Consider the following 17,306-nt stretch of genomic DNA (forward strand, 5'->3'; position numbering starts at 1 on the left):
ATGAAAATCCTGGTAGTCGGCTCTGGTGGCCGTGAACACGCCCTGGCCTGGAAACTGGCCCAATCCGACCGCGTCCAGATGGTCTATGTCGCACCCGGCAACGGCGGGACGGCGCGCGATTCCCGCCTGATCAACATCGACATCACGGACCCGGCCGCGCTGGCCGACTTCGTGGTGGCCGAGCACATCGCGCTGACCCTGGTGGGGCCGGAAGCGCCGCTGGCGGCCGGCATCGTCAACATCTTCCGCGCTCGCGGCCTGAAGGTCTTCGGCCCGACCCGCGAGGCGGCGCAGCTGGAAAGCTCGAAGGACTTCGCCAAGGCCTTCATGGAGCGCCACGGCATCCCGACCGCGAAGTACCAGACCTTCTCCGATGCCGCCGAGGCCCACGCCTACATCGACGCCAACGGCGCCCCGATCGTGATCAAGGCCGACGGCCTGGCGGCCGGCAAGGGCGTGGTCGTCGCGATGACGCTGGAAGAAGCGCACCAGGCGGTCGACCACATGCTGTCGGATAACCGCTTCGGCGACGCCGGCGCGCGCATCGTGATCGAGGAATTCCTGGCCGGCGAAGAAGCCAGCTTCATCGTCATGTGCGACGGCAAGAACGTCCTGGCGCTGGCCACCTCGCAGGACCACAAGCGCCTGAAGGACGCCGACCAGGGCCCGAATACGGGCGGCATGGGCGCCTACTCGCCGGCGCCGATCGTCACGCCGTCGATGCATGCGCGCGTGATGCGCGAGATCATCAACCCGACCATCCAGGGCATGGCCAGGGATGGCATCCCCTACACCGGCTTCCTGTACGCCGGCCTGATGATCGACGCCAACGGCACGCCGAAGACGCTGGAATTCAACTGCCGCATGGGCGACCCGGAAACCCAGCCCATCATGGCGCGCCTGAAGAGCGACTTCGTGACCGTGCTGGAACACGCCTGCAACGGCACGCTCGACACCGTCGAACTCGAATGGGACCGCCGTACCGCGGTGGGCGTGGTGATGGCGGCCGGCGGCTATCCGGACGACCCGGTCAAGGGCGACGTCATCGACGGCATCCCGGCCGAAACCCCGGAATGCGTCACCTTCCACGCCGGCACCCGCATCGTCGGCGGCACCCTGCAAACCTCGGGCGGCCGCGTGCTGTGCGTGGTGGGCCTGGGCGACAGCGTCAAAATGGCACAGAAGCAGGCTTACGAGACTGTGGAAAAGATCCACTTCAATGGCGCGCAGTACCGGCGCGATATCGGGTGGCGTGGGGTGAAGCAGTAAGCGTAAGAACCGTCGTTCCCGCGAAGGCGGGGACCCAAGTTTGCACGCTAGGTCGCAATCTCATCAAACAGGTCGCGCCAATCAGGATTCGATTGCTGGACGAGATTGACCTTCCAATCCCGGTTCCACTTCTTGATCTGCTTTTCGCGCGTAATTGCGTGAATGATCTCGGAATGGACTTCGAACCAGACGAGTTGCTTGACGCCGTATTGCTTGGAAAAGCCGTCGACGACACCCTCGCGATGTTCCCACACGCGCCTGATGAGATTCGACGTCACGCCTATGTACAGTGGGCCGTAAGGCTTGCTTGCCAGGATGTAGACGTAGCTGGATTTGTCCATCGCGGCATCGTCTCATCTCCGATCATTCAGTCGCTGATAGCTATCAATGGTGCGCAGCAGGCGCTCGCCGAACTTGGATTCCCGCCTTCGCGGGAATGACGAGGGCCGGTAATGACGGTGGCGGGGCCTTAGTGTACAATCCCCCGTTCATTTTTCAGCCCACACCCATTCCCACATGTCCACCCCGAACCCTGCCGCCGTCAAGGCCTGGCTGCTCGACCTGCAGGCGCGCATCGTGCAGGCGCTCGAGGAAGTCGATGGCAAGCCTTTTTTGCGCGACGCCTGGGAACGTGCCGAGGGCGGCGGCGGGATTTCGCGCCTGATCGAGGAAGGCAATGTGTTCGAGCGCGGCGGCTGCAATTTCTCGCACGTGCAAGGGAAAAGCCTGCCGCCGTCGGCGATGGCTGCGCGGCCGGAACTGGCGGGCCGGGCCTGGGAAGCGATGGGCGTGTCGCTGGTGCTTCACCCGCGTAATCCTTATGCCCCGACCGTGCACATGAACGTGCGCTTTTTCGAGGCGACCGCGGAAGGAAAAGAACCGGTCTGGTGGTTCGGCGGCGGCATGGATCTGACACCTTATTACGGTGTCGAAGTGGATGCGCGCCATTTTCACCAGGTCTGCCACGATGCCTTGCAGCCTTTCGGCGAGGATCTGCATCCGCGCTTCAAGCGCTGGTGCGACGATTATTTCTACCTGAAGCACCGCAAGGAAGCGCGCGGCGTCGGCGGCATCTTCTTCGACGATTTCAACGAGCTCGGTTTCGAGCAGTCGTACGCAATGATGCAGAAGGTCGGCAACGGCTTCCTCGATGCCTACCTGCCGGTCCTGAATGCGCGCAAGAACCAGCCCTACGGCGAGCGCGAACGCGACTTCCAGGCCTATCGCCGCGGACGCTATGTCGAGTTCAACCTGGTGTGGGACCGCGGCACCCTGTTCGGCCTGCAGTCGGGCGGGCGCACCGAGGCGATCCTGATGTCGATGCCGCCGATCGTGAAGTGGCGCTACGACTGGCATCCCGAGCCGGGCAGCCCCGAGGCCAGGCTGTATAGCGATTTCCTCCCGCATCGGGACTGGCTGGCGACGTGACACATTGCGTTGCCCTGCTGGGAGGCAGTTTCGACCCGGTGCATCACGGCCACGTCGCGCTGGCCGATCTGTTCGTGCACCTGCTGCATCCGGACGAACTGCGCATCATGCCGGCCGGGCAGCCGTGGCAAAAGAAGGCTGGCCTGGAAGCCGGCGCGGCCGACCGCGTCGCGATGCTGAAGCTGGCTTTCGAAGATGCCGCGATCAAGCCCAGGATCGACACCCGCGAAATCGAGCGCGACACCCCGACCTACACGGTCGAGACCCTGCGCGAGCTGCGCGCCGAACTCGGGCCCGATGCTTCCATCGTGTTCCTGATGGGCGCCGACCAGCTGCAAAAACTGGACAGCTGGGTCGACTGGCAGGACTTGTTCGGGCTGGCGAATTTCGGCGTCGCCGCCCGTCCCGGCTACGAACTCGATGCCGCGTTCCTGCCGCCCGCGGTGGCGCGGGAACTGGCGCCGCGCCTGGCCACCCCGGAAGAGGTGCGCGAAAGCAAGGCGGGACGTGTCTGCCTGGCGCACACGCTGGCGGTCGATATCTCGGCCACCGAGCTGCGTGCGGCCCTGCACGCGGGCGCTGCGGCGGATGCAACTGAGCGGAAAAAGCCAGGCGCGCTCCTTGCGCCGCAAGTGCTAGACTATATTCAACAACACAACTTATACAAGAGCTAATGGACATCAAGAAACTGCAAGCACTCGTCGTCGACGCCCTCGAAGACGTCAAGGGCCAGGACATCGCCCTGTTCGACACGACCAACCTGACCAGCCTGTTCGACCGCATCGCGGTCGTGTCGGGCACCTCGAATCGCCAGACCAAGGCCCTGGCCGCCTCGGTGCGCGACAAGGTCAAGGCAGCAGGCGGCGATGTCGTCGGCCTCGAAGGCGAAGACACCGGCGAATGGGTGCTGGTCGACCTCGGCGACATGATCGTGCACATCATGCAGCCGGCGATCCGCCAGTACTACCGCCTCGAAGAGATCTGGGGCGAGAAGCCGGTCAAGCTGGGCGCCGCCAAGCGCAAGTCGACCGTGGAAGGCCTCGAAGCCGCCGCCGCGCCGAAGGGCAAGGGCAAGCACCTGGCGGCCAACCAGGAACAGCCGGAAGCCAAGCCGGTCGTCGAGAAAAAGCCGGCCGCCAAGCGCGCGACGGCCGCCTCGAAGACTGCCGCCGGCGAAGGCGTCGCCGCGAAGAAGCCGGCCGCCAAGAAGCCGGCCGCCAAGATTCCGACCGGCGCCAAGGTGAAAGTGGCCGTATCGAAGACCGCCGCCGCCTCGGCTGCCGCCGCGAAAGCCGCCAAGGCCGCCGCACCGAAGCGCGCGACCAAGGCCGCCCCGGCCGCGGATGCAGCACCGGCCAAGAAGGTCATCCGCCGCATCAAGAAGACTGAAGAGTAAACCGTTTCAATGCAGTTGATCATTGCCGCGGTCGGCCACAAGATGCCGGCCTGGATCGAGACCGGTTTCGCCGAGTACACGAAGCGCATGCCGCCCGAGCTGCGCATCGTGCTCAAGGAGATCAAGCCGGTCGAGCGGTCCGGCAGCAAGACCGCGGCCACTGCGATGGCACTCGAACGCGAGCGCATCGAAGCCGTGCTGCCGAAGGGGGTGCGCATCGTCGCCCTCGACGAGCGCGGCAAGGATCTCACCAGCGTCGGCCTGTCGCAGCAGCTGGAAGCCTGGCAGCAGGATGGGCGTGACGTCGCCTTCCTGATCGGCGGCGCGGATGGGCTCGATCCCGAACTGAAAGCCCGCGCCGATGGCCTGATCCGCATTTCCAGCATGACGCTTCCCCATGGAATCGTGCGCGTGATGCTTGCGGAACAGTTATATCGTGCCTGGTCGATCACCCAAAACCACCCTTATCACAGAGTCTAGGAAGCCCGCTTCCTCTCCCGATGAAACTCCTCGATAAAAAAATCTACCTCGCCTCGAAGAGCCCTCGCAGGCGCGAACTGCTGCGTCAGGTCGGCGTCGACTTCGAACTGCTCAGCCTGCGTACCGATGCCGCGCGCGGTCCCGACGTCAGCGAGGCCGAGCTGCCGGGCGAATCGCCGCTCGACTATGTGGCCCGGGTGGCGCATGAAAAGGGCGCGTTCGCGTGGAAAATCCTGGCGCTGCGGCGCATGCCGCTGCGTCCGGTGCTGTCGGCCGACACCACCGTCACCATCGACGGCCGGATCCTCGGCAAGCCGGCCAATGCCGACGAGGCGGCGGCGATGCTGGAGCGCCTGTCGGGCCGCACCCACCAGGTGCTGACCTCGGTGGCGCTTCACCACGTCGACCTGGCCGAGCAGGTCACGCAGGTGTCGAACGTGCGTTTTACAAAACTGAGTCCCGCCGCCATCAAGGCCTATTGCGCCACGTCCGAACCCTACGACAAGGCCGGCGCCTACGGCATCCAGGGCCTGGCGGCGCTGTTCATCGAGCATATCGAGGGCAGCCATTCGGGCATCATGGGCTTGCCGGTGTTCGAGACGGCACAGCTGCTCAAAAAGGCTGGCGTCGAGATCATGTAATTGCCGGCAAAGGTGGGCTCGGGGAGCCCACCCTACAGTCGCGCCGTGTATGATGTCATCCTGAACAATAACGCACGGCCCTAGCCTCATGACTGAAGACATCCTGATCAATATCACCCCACAGGAAACGCGCGTGGCGCTGGTGGTACAGGGAGCCGTGCAAGAGCTGCACATCGAGCGGACGCTCACCCGCGGCCTGGCCGGCAACGTCTATTCAGGCAAGGTCGTGCGGGTGCTGCCGGGGATGCAGTCCGCCTTCATCGACATCGGCCTGGAACGCGCCGCCTTCCTGCACGTGGCCGACATCTGGGAAGCCCGTCCGCACGACAACAACGGCGGCGGCAACGGCAACGCCGCCCCGACCCCCATCGAGAAAATCCTGTTCGACGGCCAGGTGCTGACCGTGCAGGTGATCAAGGATCCGATCGGGACCAAGGGCGCGCGCCTGTCGACGCAGATCTCGATCGCCGGACGCATGCTGGTGTATCTGCCGCAGGACAAGCACATCGGCATCTCGCAGAAGATCGAAAAGGAAAGCGAGCGCGAGGCCCTGCGCGTGCGCATGCAGGGCTTGCTGCCGGCGGAAGAAAAAGGCGGCTACATCGTGCGCACCCAGGCCGAAGACGCCGCCGACGCCGACCTGGCGGCCGACATCGACTACCTGCGCAAGACCTGGAGCGCGATCCTGCAGGGCGCCCGTACCCGTCCCGCCACCAGCCTGCTGTACCAGGACCTGAACCTGGCCCAGCGCGTGCTGCGCGACTTCGTGCACGACGAGACCGCCGCCATCCTGGTCGACTCGCGCGAGAACTACCTGATGCTGGCGGAATTCGCCCAGGTCTACACGCCCAGCGTGCTGTCGCGCCTGCAGCACTATACCGGCGAGCGCCCGCTGTTCGACCTCTACGGCGTCGAGGAAGAGATCCTGCGCGCGCTGGGCCGCCGTGTCGACCTCAAGTCGGGCGGCTACCTGATCGTCGACCAGACCGAGGCGATGACGACCATCGACGTCAACACCGGCGGCTTCGTCGGCGGGCGCAACTTCGCCGACACCATCTTCAAGACCAACCTCGAGGCCGCCCACGCGATCGCACGCCAGCTGCGCCTGCGTAACCTGGGCGGCATCATCATCCTCGACTTCATCGACATGGAGAACAACGAGCACCGCAACGCCGTGCTGGCGGAGCTCAAGAAGACCCTGTCGCGCGACCGCACCAAGGTATCCGTCAGCGGTTTCTCGGCGCTGGGCCTGGTCGAGATGACGCGGAAGCGCACCCGCGAGTCGCTGGCCCACATCCTGTGCGAGCCCTGCCCCGCCTGCGCCGGCAAGGGACAAGTGAAAACCTCGCGCACCATCTGCTACGAAATCCTGCGCGAGCTGCTGCGCGAAGCCAAGCAGTTCAATCCGCGCGAGTTCCGCATCCTGGCCTCGCAGGAAGTGGTCGACCTGTTCCTCGAAGAGGAATCGCAGCACCTGGCGATGCTGGGCGACTTCATCGGCAAGAAAATCTCGCTGCAGGTGGAAAAAGGCTATCACCAGGAACAGTACGACGTGATCCTGATGTAGGTTTCTCTTCTTCTTTCTGGCCGCTACATGATCTATGTCAAATGAATCGGCATAGCGAGCAGGACTATGGCAATTGGCTCCCGAGAATGTGCCAAGCTCGGGAAAGCAATTGACAGAGGGGATATACATGAATCGTCCTGAACATATCCAGAATGCGGCGCGCATCGAGTTGGCTTTACGCGGCAGGGTGCTGTACGGGAACGATTTTACGGATGAAGAGATTACGGCCTGGTTCGAAGACGAACGGGAAGGCTACTACGAACTCTACGGCGACAAGAACGCATCGGATGTGTCGAAACCGGAATACTGCTATGCCGAAGTGGCTGACGAGCATGGGTTCAGATGGTTGCCTGACCGCGATTTCTCGTCAGTGCTAGGGATTGGCAGTGCAGACGGGACAGAGTTGCGGCCCTTACTGTCGAGGAGCGATACGGTTACCATCCTGGAACCTTCCGACGGCTTTTCCCAAACCTCGCTCGACGGCAAGCCCGTAACCTATGTCAAACCCGCATCGAATGGCATCATGCCCTTCGATGCCGACAGCTTCGACATTATCGTGTGCTTCCACACTTTGCACCATATTCCGAACGTCAGCACGGTCTTGAGTGAAATGTATAGGGTGCTAAAGCCTGGTGGTTATGTTTTGCTACGCGAGCCTACGCATTCGATGGGGGACTGGCGCCATCCGCGACGCGGGCTGACCAAGAACGAACGCGGGATTCCGCCCGCGATTTTCCGCAATATCATCGAGGAGGCGGGTTATCGCGTAGTACGCGAAGCCCGCTGCGGTTTCTCGCTATTTTCCAGACTTCCACACATCAATCAACGTCCGCCTTGGACCTACCGCTGGGTCATCCGGCTCGATGCGCTGGTTTGCCGGCTACCGATATGGCCGCGCCATTATCACGCGACGCATATCTGGCAAAAGATTCGTCCGATATCGATCGCCTTCGTCCTGCAAAAACCTGCGATCTGAATCGGCAAGCTTACGGCGCCGCCCGGTCCTCGATACGCACAGCGATCTCTTCACTGCATAATCCACCAATAACGTAGAATCCCTGTTGCTTCTGGGATCAAGCCTGCTTGTCCTCCCGAACAATCGTCAGTGGGATTTTTACGTCAAATTAGACAGCCGAGCGATAGCCGATTGTCATCCTGTTGAGCTGATGTTGCTAGCAAAGGACAATACCGCCAAAAATCTTGGTAGGCACTACGTTGTTGGCGAGTTTGGACTACAATTTGTGACAATTTGCTGATAATTCGAGAGTTGGCGGTAGCATGGTTGCAAGCGAAGGCTTGCAAGGCGACCTGCCGACCGCTAGGCGCTGCGAAATCGGCCATGCATCGCGGCCCATGAATCGCAAGCTTTCTGATTGACCACTGGCGGCGGCGTCGGCCCGAAGCTGACTAGCGACCCGTAAGAGACAATGAACGACCCACTTATTCCATCCGATTTGCTGAAGAAATCGGACAAGATCCTGTTCATCGCCCATCTGGCGCTGGGCGACTACACGTATCTGCAGAACTGCTTCCAGGCGTTCGCGCGGGCCTACCCGCACCTGAAGCTGCACCTGTGGGTCGACGAGGTCCGCCGCACCAGCGACGCGTCGCAGTGGCCGCACCTGAAAAAGAACGTGCTGTACGACTGGCTCGACGCCTGCGAGTTCATCGACAAGACCTACAAGCAGAACTACTCGCCCGAGCTGTTCGAAGCCTCGATCAAGGAAGCGCGCGCGGAGCACTACCCGATCGTGGTCTCGCTCGGCACCCTGCGCCCGCACTTCTACGCCAACCTGGCGCGCCGCATCAGCCCGGATGGCTTCGTGGTCGGCCTGAAAAAGCCGATGCGCCTGTCCGGCCTGCCGCACTACTTCACCTATCGCAAGCTGGACGCCGCCCTGGACCCGGACGTGGCCGACCGCAGCGCCGCGCCGCACATCAGCGACGTCCACGCCGAGTGGTTCCGCCAGCTGGCCGGGGTCGAGATCCCGCCGCGCGAACGGATTCCCTTCGTCCACATCCCGGCGCGTTTCGTCGAAGGCGCCAAGACCCGCCTGCACGAGTGGGGCTTCGACAAGCGCCAGGGCAAGCTGGTCTTCATCAATCCCTTCGCCAAGACCCGCAAGCGCTGCTGGCCGGTCGAGCGCGTGGCCGAACTGATCACCACCATGCGCGGCCAGCCGGAATGGCGCGACGCCTGCTTCATCGTCAACGCGGTGCCGCAGGAAGTCGAGCGCGTGAAGACCATGCTGGCCGAGCGCCAGCTGGACCGCACCGAACTGTTCAGCGCCAACGAGAACTTCTTCCAGCTGCCGGCCATGCTGGCCCAGTGCGACCTGATCGTCTCGGTGGAAACCGCGGTGATGCACCTGGCGAACGCCGTCGGCGTGCCGGTGGTGGCGCTGATGCGCCAGAAGACGCCGGAATGGGCGCCGGTGGACAAGGCCAACAGCACCGTGATCACGGCGCATCAGCGCAGGGATTGGGTGAAGGCGATTCCGGTGCAGGATGTGATGCACGCGCTGGCGTGAGTTTTTCCTGCGCTTGGAATGACGAGGGCCGCTGACTGCGGCCTTTTCATTTTGCGGCTTCTCGACGAACTTGGGTTCCCGCCTGCGCGGGAACGACGTGCTAGAGCCGCTGGCCTCAAGACCGTCATTCCCGCGAAGGCGGGAATCCAAGCTTGCTCAATCAGCCACCAGCTTATTTACCCGCCGACGGGAAGAACAGCTGCTCCCCAGCCGGCTTGAACGCCGCGATTTTCGCCTGCCCCTCGGCCGACGTGATCCACTGGATCAGCTGGGTCGCGCCCTTGTAGTTCACGCCCTTGTGCTTCTCCGGGTTCACCGCGATGATGCCGTAGGGGTTGAACATGCGCTTGTCGCCTTCGACCAGGATCGCCAGGCCGGTCTTGGCTTTATACGCGCCGTAGGTGGCGCGGTCGGTCAGGGTGTAGGCGTTCATTTCGGCCGCCATGTTCAGCACCTCGCCCATGCCCAGGCCCGCCGACACGTAGTTGGCGCCCGCAGGCTTGGTGTTCACTTCCTTCCAGTAGGCCTTTTCCATCACGTCGGTACCGGAATTGTCGCCGCGCGAGATGAACTTGACGTTGGTCGAGGCAATCTTCTTGAACGAGGCCAGCACGTCATGGCTGCCCTTCACGCCGGCCGGGTCAGCCGTCGGGCCGGCGACGATGAAGTCGTTGTACATCACGTCGCGGCGGTCGATGCCCCAGCCATCAAGCACGAACTTGTCTTCGAGCTGGCGCGCGTGCACCAGGGTCACGTCGACGTCGCCGTTCTTGCCCAGTTCCAGGGCCTTGCCGGTACCGACCGAGATCACGTTGACCTTGATGCCGTACTTCTGCTCGAAGCTGGGCAGCAGGTAAGTGAGCAGGCCGGAATTCTCGGTGCTGGTGGTGGTGGACAGGCGCAGCACCTTGGCATCCTGTGCATGGGCCGGCGCAAACGACATCCCGAGGGTGGCGCCCAGGACCAGGGCGATACTGAATAAACGGCGTTGCATGTGTGTTCTCCTTGTTATCAACGTACTTCGAGATGCCCGTCGCGCAGCTTGAGGCGCTGCACGCCGGGTAGTCCAATCAAATCACGGTCGTGGCAGGCCACGACCACGCTGCCTCCTGCTTCGACCATGGTGGGGATCAATTCGATCACCTGTTCGCGCGCCTGGCCGTCCAGGTTGGAAGTCGGCTCGTCGAGCAGCAGCAGCTTCGGGCACAACACCTTGGCGCGCGCCAGCGCCACGCGCTGCCGTTCGCCGCCCGACAGCCGGCCCGGCTCGACGTCCTGCAGGTGCGCCACGCCGGCCCACAGCATCGCCTCCTCGACCCTGCGCGCGGCTTCCAGCTTCGGCACGCCGCGCACCTGCAGGCCGTAGCCGATGTTGTGCGCGATGCTGGTCGAGAACATCACGGGGTGCTGGTGCACGTAGACGATGGCTTCGCGCAGCGCGCGCGGATACGGGTAGGGGCGCTCCTCCATGCCTTCGAAGCGCAGGCTGTCGATCTCGGCGCGTTCCAGGCCGCCCAGCACGCGCAGCAGGGTGCTCTTGCCGGCGCCGTTCATCCCGGTCAGCACGTAGGCGCTGTGGGTCGCGATCTCCATGCAGCCGATGTCGAACAGCAGGCGCTCGCCATGGCGCTTGCGCAGTCCCTTCACGCCCAGCAGGGACTTGCGGCGCTCGTCGCCGGTGCGCGCCGGGGTAGCGCCGAGCATGCCCTGCAGCGTGATGTGCTGGATCATGGCCGCTTCCTCATGGCCGATCCCTCGCCACGTGAGCGTCGCCCTGCAGCAGCATCAGCATGCCGTTCATCAGCAGCGCGATCGCCACCAGCACGATGCCCAGCGCGATGCCCTGCGCGAACTCGCCCTTGCTGGTCTCGAGCGCGATGGCGGTGGTGATGGTGCGGGTCTCGCCTTCGATATTCCCGCCCACCATCAGCGCGCAGCCGACTTCCGAGATCACGCGTCCGAAGCCCGACAGCACCGCGGCCATCACGCCGAAGCGCGCCTCGTGCAGCACGCGCACCATCACCTGGATGCGCGAGGCGCCGTGAGCGACCGCGGTTTCGGCATAGCGCGGGTCGATCGCCTGCACCGCCGCCAGCGTGAAAGCCAGCAGCACCGGCAGGCCCACCACGAACTGCCCGGCGATGATGCCCGGCTGCGAGAACAGCCATTGCAGCCCGCCCATCGGACCGTGGCGCGACAGCAGCAGGTAGAGCAGGAGGCCGATCAGGACGGTGGGCAGCGACAGCGCGGCCTGGGCCAGCCAGATCGCAATGCGGCGCCCGCGGAAGCGGTGCATGGCGATCAGGTAGCCCAGCAGCACGGCGGGCGGCGTGGCCAGCAGCAGCCCGAGCACGCTGGTCTTGAGGGAGACCCAGATGATGCGCCAAAGGCCGGGGTCGCCGGTGAACAGCAGGTTGAAGGCGCGCAGCGTGGCGTCGAGCATGTTACATCGCCGTTCCCGCGACACGCACTGCCGTCGTTCCCGCCTTCGCGGGAACGACGGCTGTGCTGCTCGCGGGGACGACGGCAAGCTTACGCATAGTGCCGCTGACGCTCCGCTTCCAGCGCGTCCAGGAATGCCGGTTCGAACACCAGCCGCTCTTCCCCCGACAGCAGCAGGAAATGCCGCCCGGTGCAGCGCGCCAGCAGCGACATGCCGACCTTCTCCGCCACCATATGCCCCATCTGGGTGGTGCCGGAGCGCGACAGCAGGAAGGGGATGCCCATCTGGGCGCCCTTGATCACCATCTCCGAAGTCAGGCGCCCGGTGGTGTAGAAGACCTTGTCCGCGCCGCTGACCCCGTCCAGCCACATCAGCCCGGCGATGGCGTCGACGGCGTTGTGGCGGCCGACATCCTCGACAAAGTAGAGCAGCTCGCCCGTGTTCGAGAACAGCGCGCAGCCGTGCACCGAGCCGGCCTGCTTGTAGACCGACTGCTGGGTGCGGATCGTCTCGACGATGCGGTACACCACCGATTGCGTCAGGCGCGCGTCCGGCGGCAGCTGGATCTGGTCGACCTCGTCCATCAGGCCGCCGAACACCGAACCCTGGCCGCAGCCGGTGGTGACGACCTTCTTCGCGGTACGCTCCTCGATGCCGGCGATGCCGTTGCGGGTCACCACCGCCACCGCGTCCACCGACCAGTCGACCTGGATCGACACGATGTCTTCCAGCGAGCGCACCAGGCGCTGGTTGCGCAGATAGCCCAGGGTCAGCGCTTCGGGCGCGCCGCCCAGGGTCATCAGGGTCACGAGTTCGCGCTTGTCGACGTAGACCGTCAGCGGGCGCTCGGCCGGGATATGTAATGACGAGCGGCGCCCGCGCTCGTCGATGGCCGTCACCTCATGGGTCAGGCTGGCGCTGGCTTGGGATAGCTGAGGTCGATAACGTTGCTCGTTCATCAGCTTATTGTGCCACGGCCGCGAGGATCTGGCCGCCACCGTAGGAACCCTGCTGCCCCACCTCCCCGCCCAGCGTCGTGCGGATGGCGCAGTACTTGAACTCGGGGATCTTGCCGAAGGGGTCGAGCGCCGAGTTGGTCAGCCGGTTGATGGCCGCCTCGTAGTAGCAGAAGGGCACGAAGATGGCGCCGCGCGGCGAGCTGTCGTCGGCCCGCGCATACAGGCTGACCTCGCCGCGGCGCGAGGTGATCGTGATGACGTCGCCCGGCCGTCCGCCCATCGCCTCCAGGTCCAGCGGATGCACCAGCGCCACCGGATCCGGCTCGATCGCATCCAGCACGCCGGCGCGCCGCGTCATGCTGCCGGTGTGCCAGTGCTCGAGCTGGCGCCCGGTAATCAATACCATCGGGTATTCGGCGTCCGGACGCTCGTTGGCCGGGATGATGTCGGCCGGGACGAAGCGCGCCCTGCCCTTCTCGGCCCCTTGCCCACGCGGGAAGTCCTCGACGAAGACCACCGGCTGGCCCGGGTCGCCCTCGACCGCGCACGGGTAGGTGACGGCGTCCTCGCGTTCCAGGCGCTCCCAGGTGATGCCGGCGATGCTGGGCATCAGCCTGCGCATCTCGTCGAACACCTCGGACACGTGGCCGTAGTTCCACGGCAGGCCCATCCTGTTTGCCATCTGCTGGATGATCCACAGGTCCTGCTTCGCATCGCCCGGCGGCGTAATCGCCTGGCGGCCCAGCTGCACCAGGCGGTCGGTATTGGTGAAGGTACCGGCCTTCTCGGCAAACGCGGATGCCGGCAGGATCACGTCGGCCAGGTAGGCGGTCTCGGTCAGGAAGATGTCCTGCACCACCAGGCAGTCCAGCGCGGCCAGCGCCTCGCGGGCGTGATTGGCGTCGGGGTCGGACATGGCCGGGTTCTCGCCCATGATGTACATGCCGCGGATAGAACCGGCCAGGATCTCGTCCATGATCTCGACCACGGTCAGGCCGGGCTTGTCGTCCAGCGCCATGCCCCAGGCGGCTTCGAAGCGCGCCTTGGCGTCCGGGTTGTCGACGCGCTGGTAGTCCGGGTACATCATCGGAATCAGGCCGGCGTCCGAAGCGCCCTGCACGTTGTTCTGGCCGCGCAGCGGATGCAGGCCGGTGCCGGGACGGCCGATCTGGCCGGTCATCAGCGCCAGCGCGATCAGGCAGCGCGCGTTATCGGTGCCGTGCACGTGCTGCGAGATGCCCATGCCCCACAGGATCATCGAGCCCTTCGATGTCGCATACAGGCGCGCCACGTAGCGCAGGGTCTCGGCATCGATGCCGCAGATCGGCGCCATCTGCTCCGGGCTGTAGCCTTCGACGTTCTTCGCCAGCTCCTCAAAGCCGATGGTGCGGCTGGCGATGAAGTCCCTGTCGACCAGGTTCTCATGCACGATCACGTGCATCATCGCGTTCAGCATGGCGACGTCGGTGTCCGGCTTGAACTGCAGGTGGCGGTGGGCGTGGCGGGTCAGGTCCGATTTGCGCGGATCCATCATGATCAGCTTGGTGCCGGTGCGGACCGCGTTCTTGATCCAGGTGGCGGCCACCGGATGGTTCACCGTCGGATTCGCGCCGATCACGATCACCACTTCGGCGCGGGTCACGTCCATCACCGGGTTCGAGACCGCGCCCGAGCCGATGCCCTCCAGGAGCGCGGCCACCGATGAAGCGTGGCACAGACGCGTGCAGTGGTCGACGTTATTGCTGCCGAAGCCGGTGCGCACCAGCTTCTGGAACAGATAGGCTTCCTCGTTGCTGCCCTTGGCCGAGCCGAAGCCGGCCAGCGCGCGTTTTCCGTTCGTATCGCGGATGCGCGCCAGCGTGCCGCCGGCCAGCGCCAGCGCTTCTTCCCAGCTCGCTTCGCGGAACACGTCCATCACCGTGGTCGGGTCCATCGTGAAGTCGCCAGTCTTGGGCACGCCCGCGCGGCGGATCAGCGGTTTTGTCAGGCGGTGCGGGTGATGCGCGTAATCGAAGCCGTAGCGGCCCTTCACGCACAGGCGGCCGTGGTTGGCGGGACCGTCCCTGCCCTCGACGTAGAGGATCTTGTTGTCCTTGACCTTATAGGTCAGCTGGCAGCCGACGCCGCAATACGGGCACACCGAGTCCACCTGCTTGTCCGGGACGCTCAAAGCCGCGTCGCGCGCCGGCATCAGGGCGCCGGTCGGGCAGGCCTGCACGCATTCGCCGCAGGCCACGCAGGTGGAGTTCCCCATCGGGTCGTCCTGGTCGAACACGATCTTCGCATCCTGGCCGCGGAAGGCCAGGCCGATCACGTCGTTGACCTGCTCGTCGCGGCAGGCGCGCACGCAGCGCGTGCACTGGATGCAGGCGTCGAGGTTGACAGTGATGGCGGCGTGGCTCGCGTCCTGTTGCGGCTCACGGCGCGTGGCCGGGAAACGCGGCTTGCCGACGCCGAGCTTCATTGCCCACGCGTCGACTTCGTTGTGGCGGGTGTAATCCTTCTCGGGCATGTCCGAGGCCAGCAGCTCCAGCACCATCTTCTGCGCCTTCACGGCGCGCGCGCTGTTCGTGGTGACCTTCATGCCTTGCGAGGGATGGCGGCAGCAGGACGGCGCCAGCACGCGCTCGCCGTCGATCTCGACCATGCAGGAGCGGCAGTTGCCGACCGCTTCCATGCCTTCTGCGTAGCACAGGCGCGGGATTTCGATGCCTTCGCGATCGGCGATTTCGATTAATGTTTCGTGGCGCAGGGCCTGGACTTCGCGACCGTTGATCGTGAAGCTGAGGGTTTGCAGGCTGGCGTTCATTGTGCGCCTCCTTTGAGTTCATGCGGGAAGTACTTGATGACGCAGTCGAACGGGTTCGGCGCGGCCTGGCCCAGGCCGCAGATCGAGGCGTCGCGCATCACCTGGGACAGGTCGTCCAGCAGTTCGATATCCCAGTCCGGCTGCTCCATGATGGCCACGGCCTTGGCGGTGCCGGCGCGGCAGGGCGTGCACTGGCCGCAGGACTCGTCCTTGAAGAAGCGCAGCGTGTTCAGGGCCGCGGCCTTGGCCGTGTCCTGGTCCGAGAGCACCACCACCGCGGCCGAGCCGATGAAGCAGCCGTAGGGCTGCAGGGTGTCGAAGTCGAGCGGGATGTCGCCCATCGTAGCCGGCAGGATGCCGCCCGAGGCGCCGCCCGGCAGGTAGGCGTAGAACTGGTGCCCTTCCTGCATGCCGCCGCAGTATTCGGTGATCAGCTCCGTGATCGTGATGCCGGCCGGGGCCAGCTTGACGCCCGGGTCGCGCACGCGGCCCGAGACCGAGAACGAGCGCAGGCCCTTGCGGCCGTGGCGGCCGTGGCTGGCGAATTGTTCCGGGCCCTGCTCGACGATGTCGCGCACCCAGTGCAGGGTCTCGAAGTTGTGCTCCAGCGTCGGGCGCCCGAACAGGCCGACCTGGGCCACGTAAGGCGGGCGCAGGCGCGGCATGCCGCGTTTGCCTTCGATCGACTCGATCATGGCCGACTCTTCGCCGCAGATGTAGGCGCCGGCGCCGCGGCGCAGGATCAGCTCGGGCATGTTCTCGAGCGGCGGAGCGGCGCGCAAGGCCGCCAGCTCGGCTTCCAGCATCCCGCGCAGGCCGTGGTATTCGTCGCGCAGGTAGATATAGATGGTCTCGATGCCGACCGCCCAGGCGGCGATCAAGGCGCCTTCCAGGAAGCGGTGCGGGTCGTGCTCGAGGTAAACACGGTCCTTGAAGGTGCCGGGTTCGCCTTCGTCGATATTGATGGCCATGAGGCGCGGGCCGGGTTCCGCGGCCACGATGCGCCACTTGCGGCCGGCCGGGAAGCCGGCGCCGCCGAGGCCGCGCAGGCCGGAGGCTTCCAGCGCCGCGATCACGGACTCGACGTCGCGGCGGCCTTCGGCACAATCGCGCAGCAGCGCGTAGCCGCCCTTGGCGCGGTAGGCGTCCAGGCCGTCATGGCCGGTGTGGATGTGGGTGGTTTCCTTCGCCGCCGTGGCGACGGACCGCACCTTGGCCAGTACCGTCTCGGGCGTCGCGCGCGGCACCGGATGCTGGCCGACCAGCACCGCCGGCGCCTGCTCGCAGCGGCCCACGCAAGGCGCCGCCTGCAGCCGAACGTCGGTGCCGAGGATGGCCGGCAGCCTGTCCAGCAGCGAGGAAGCGCCCGCCATCTCGCAGGACAGCCCCGCGCACACGCGCACCGTCAGCGATGCCGGCGCATCCTCCCCGTCGCGCAATACGTCGAAGTGGTGGTAGAAGCTGGCCACCTCGTAGACCTCCGACTGCGCCAGCTTCAGCTCCTGGGCCAGCGCGGCCAGGTGGTTGGCTGCCAGGGCCCCGAACGCGTCCTGGATCTTGTGCAGGCACTCGATCAGCAGGTCGCGCCGGCGCGGCATGTCGCCCAGCAGGTCCTGCACCTCGCGCAGGGCTTGCGGATCGGCGCGGCGGCCTTTCGGGGCTTCGCGCTTGCGCTGGCGGCTGGCGCCCTGCACGGCAATGGGGATGACGGGATGGTTCATGGCGGTAGTCCTGTAATGCGTGTTACGTATTCGATCGTTTTGCCGGCGTTCAGTTTCGTAGG

Annotated in this window: 16 protein-coding genes; 9 read left to right on the top strand and 7 right to left on the bottom strand. The window is 65.1% G+C overall.

Features of this window, described 5'->3' with window-relative positions:
- Nucleotides 1–1,269 (top strand): phosphoribosylamine--glycine ligase, encoded by a 1,269-nt coding sequence (purD, locus tag ACFPO9_RS14305; protein ID WP_379771796.1) that lies wholly within the window; start codon nucleotides 1–3, stop codon nucleotides 1,267–1,269.
- A 47-nt stretch (nucleotides 1,270–1,316) separates the two neighbouring features.
- On the opposite strand, the gene ACFPO9_RS14310 is transcribed toward purD, so the two are convergent.
- Nucleotides 1,317–1,610: a GIY-YIG nuclease family protein gene (locus tag ACFPO9_RS14310; protein ID WP_379771797.1), complete on the bottom strand. Its 294-nt coding sequence runs from the start codon at nucleotides 1,608–1,610 to the stop codon at nucleotides 1,317–1,319.
- Between the two features lie 175 nt (nucleotides 1,611–1,785).
- Between ACFPO9_RS14310 and hemF the strand changes: the two genes are divergently transcribed.
- From hemF to ACFPO9_RS14350, 8 genes are all read left to right on the top strand, one after another.
- Nucleotides 1,786–2,697, top strand: a complete 912-nt coding sequence (gene hemF / locus ACFPO9_RS14315) for an oxygen-dependent coproporphyrinogen oxidase (RefSeq protein WP_379771798.1) — start codon at nucleotides 1,786–1,788, stop codon at nucleotides 2,695–2,697.
- Nucleotides 2,694–3,371, top strand: coding sequence for a nicotinate-nucleotide adenylyltransferase (locus ACFPO9_RS14320; protein ID WP_379771799.1), 678 nt, complete (start codon nucleotides 2,694–2,696; stop codon nucleotides 3,369–3,371). Before hemF ends, ACFPO9_RS14320 begins: the two co-directional genes overlap by 4 nt.
- Nucleotides 3,371–4,093 (top strand): ribosome silencing factor, encoded by a 723-nt coding sequence (gene rsfS, locus ACFPO9_RS14325; RefSeq protein WP_379771800.1) that lies wholly within the window; start codon nucleotides 3,371–3,373, stop codon nucleotides 4,091–4,093. Before ACFPO9_RS14320 ends, rsfS begins: the two co-directional genes overlap by 1 nt.
- A 9-nt stretch (nucleotides 4,094–4,102) precedes the next feature.
- Nucleotides 4,103–4,573, top strand: coding sequence for a 23S rRNA (pseudouridine(1915)-N(3))-methyltransferase RlmH (gene rlmH, locus ACFPO9_RS14330; RefSeq protein ID WP_230019787.1), 471 nt, complete (start codon nucleotides 4,103–4,105; stop codon nucleotides 4,571–4,573).
- A gap of 20 nt (nucleotides 4,574–4,593) precedes the next feature.
- The gene (locus ACFPO9_RS14335; RefSeq protein ID WP_379771803.1) at nucleotides 4,594–5,214 is read left to right on the top strand and encodes a Maf family protein; all 621 of its coding nucleotides are present in this window, start codon (nucleotides 4,594–4,596) and stop codon (nucleotides 5,212–5,214) included.
- Between the two features lie 88 nt (nucleotides 5,215–5,302).
- Nucleotides 5,303–6,781 (top strand): ribonuclease G, encoded by a 1,479-nt coding sequence (gene rng, locus ACFPO9_RS14340; protein WP_379771804.1) that lies wholly within the window; start codon nucleotides 5,303–5,305, stop codon nucleotides 6,779–6,781.
- 127 nt (nucleotides 6,782–6,908) lie between these two features.
- Nucleotides 6,909–7,757 (top strand): class I SAM-dependent methyltransferase, encoded by an 849-nt coding sequence (locus ACFPO9_RS14345; protein ID WP_379771805.1) that lies wholly within the window; start codon nucleotides 6,909–6,911, stop codon nucleotides 7,755–7,757.
- A 451-nt stretch (nucleotides 7,758–8,208) separates the two neighbouring features.
- On the top strand, nucleotides 8,209–9,312 hold the full coding sequence (locus tag ACFPO9_RS14350) for a glycosyltransferase family 9 protein (protein ID WP_379771806.1): 1,104 nt from the start codon (nucleotides 8,209–8,211) through the stop codon (nucleotides 9,310–9,312).
- 172 nt (nucleotides 9,313–9,484) lie between these two features.
- Here the strand turns inward: ACFPO9_RS14350 and ACFPO9_RS14355 are convergent, their stop codons facing one another.
- The 6 genes from ACFPO9_RS14355 to ACFPO9_RS14380 all read right to left on the bottom strand — a co-directional run bounded on the left by ACFPO9_RS14355 (nucleotide 9,485) and on the right by ACFPO9_RS14380 (nucleotide 17,244).
- Complete coding sequence (locus ACFPO9_RS14355) at nucleotides 9,485–10,306, bottom strand: ABC transporter substrate-binding protein (protein ID WP_379771807.1); 822 nt, start codon at nucleotides 10,304–10,306, stop codon at nucleotides 9,485–9,487.
- 17 nt (nucleotides 10,307–10,323) lie between these two features.
- On the bottom strand, nucleotides 10,324–11,016 hold the full coding sequence (locus tag ACFPO9_RS14360) for an energy-coupling factor ABC transporter ATP-binding protein (protein ID WP_379771841.1): 693 nt from the start codon (nucleotides 11,014–11,016) through the stop codon (nucleotides 10,324–10,326).
- Between the two features lie 37 nt (nucleotides 11,017–11,053).
- Nucleotides 11,054–11,755 carry an ABC transporter permease gene (locus ACFPO9_RS14365; RefSeq protein ID WP_379771809.1) on the bottom strand — a complete coding sequence of 234 codons (702 nt, stop codon included), beginning with the start codon at nucleotides 11,753–11,755 and terminating at the stop codon, nucleotides 11,054–11,056.
- A gap of 89 nt (nucleotides 11,756–11,844) precedes the next feature.
- Nucleotides 11,845–12,714: a formate dehydrogenase accessory sulfurtransferase FdhD gene (locus ACFPO9_RS14370; protein ID WP_379771810.1), complete on the bottom strand. Its 870-nt coding sequence runs from the start codon at nucleotides 12,712–12,714 to the stop codon at nucleotides 11,845–11,847.
- Nucleotides 12,715–12,718: 4 nt separating this feature from the next.
- On the bottom strand, nucleotides 12,719–15,523 hold the full coding sequence (gene fdhF, locus ACFPO9_RS14375; protein ID WP_379771812.1) for a formate dehydrogenase subunit alpha: 2,805 nt from the start codon (nucleotides 15,521–15,523) through the stop codon (nucleotides 12,719–12,721).
- Nucleotides 15,520–17,244, bottom strand: coding sequence for an NAD(P)H-dependent oxidoreductase subunit E (locus ACFPO9_RS14380; protein WP_379771813.1), 1,725 nt, complete (start codon nucleotides 17,242–17,244; stop codon nucleotides 15,520–15,522). The genes fdhF and ACFPO9_RS14380 overlap by 4 nt, the downstream gene beginning before the upstream one ends.
- Nucleotides 17,245–17,306: the final 62 nt, after the last annotated feature.

This window comes from Massilia aerilata (assembly GCF_042656905.1).
GTDB lineage: Bacteria > Pseudomonadota > Gammaproteobacteria > Burkholderiales > Burkholderiaceae_D > Telluria > Telluria aerilata.

Coding starts and splice junctions, on each gene's coding strand:
- ACFPO9_RS14370 (WP_379771810.1), bottom strand. CDS start 12,714: ATGAACGAGCAACGTTATCGACCTCAGCTATCCCAAGCCAGCGCCAGC.
- rlmH (WP_230019787.1), top strand. CDS start 4,103: ATGCAGTTGATCATTGCCGCGGTCGGCCACAAGATGCCGGCCTGGATC.
- rsfS (WP_379771800.1), top strand. CDS start 3,371: ATGGACATCAAGAAACTGCAAGCACTCGTCGTCGACGCCCTCGAAGAC.
- ACFPO9_RS14350 (WP_379771806.1), top strand. CDS start 8,209: ATGAACGACCCACTTATTCCATCCGATTTGCTGAAGAAATCGGACAAG.
- ACFPO9_RS14360 (WP_379771841.1), bottom strand. CDS start 11,016: ATGCTCGGCGCTACCCCGGCGCGCACCGGCGACGAGCGCCGCAAGTCC.
- ACFPO9_RS14365 (WP_379771809.1), bottom strand. CDS start 11,755: ATGCTCGACGCCACGCTGCGCGCCTTCAACCTGCTGTTCACCGGCGAC.
- hemF (WP_379771798.1), top strand. CDS start 1,786: ATGTCCACCCCGAACCCTGCCGCCGTCAAGGCCTGGCTGCTCGACCTG.
- ACFPO9_RS14335 (WP_379771803.1), top strand. CDS start 4,594: ATGAAACTCCTCGATAAAAAAATCTACCTCGCCTCGAAGAGCCCTCGC.
- rng (WP_379771804.1), top strand. CDS start 5,303: ATGACTGAAGACATCCTGATCAATATCACCCCACAGGAAACGCGCGTG.
- ACFPO9_RS14380 (WP_379771813.1), bottom strand. CDS start 17,244: ATGAACCATCCCGTCATCCCCATTGCCGTGCAGGGCGCCAGCCGCCAG.
- fdhF (WP_379771812.1), bottom strand. CDS start 15,523: ATGAACGCCAGCCTGCAAACCCTCAGCTTCACGATCAACGGTCGCGAA.
- purD (WP_379771796.1), top strand. CDS start 1: ATGAAAATCCTGGTAGTCGGCTCTGGTGGCCGTGAACACGCCCTGGCC.
- ACFPO9_RS14345 (WP_379771805.1), top strand. CDS start 6,909: ATGAATCGTCCTGAACATATCCAGAATGCGGCGCGCATCGAGTTGGCT.
- ACFPO9_RS14355 (WP_379771807.1), bottom strand. CDS start 10,306: ATGCAACGCCGTTTATTCAGTATCGCCCTGGTCCTGGGCGCCACCCTC.
- ACFPO9_RS14310 (WP_379771797.1), bottom strand. CDS start 1,610: ATGGACAAATCCAGCTACGTCTACATCCTGGCAAGCAAGCCTTACGGC.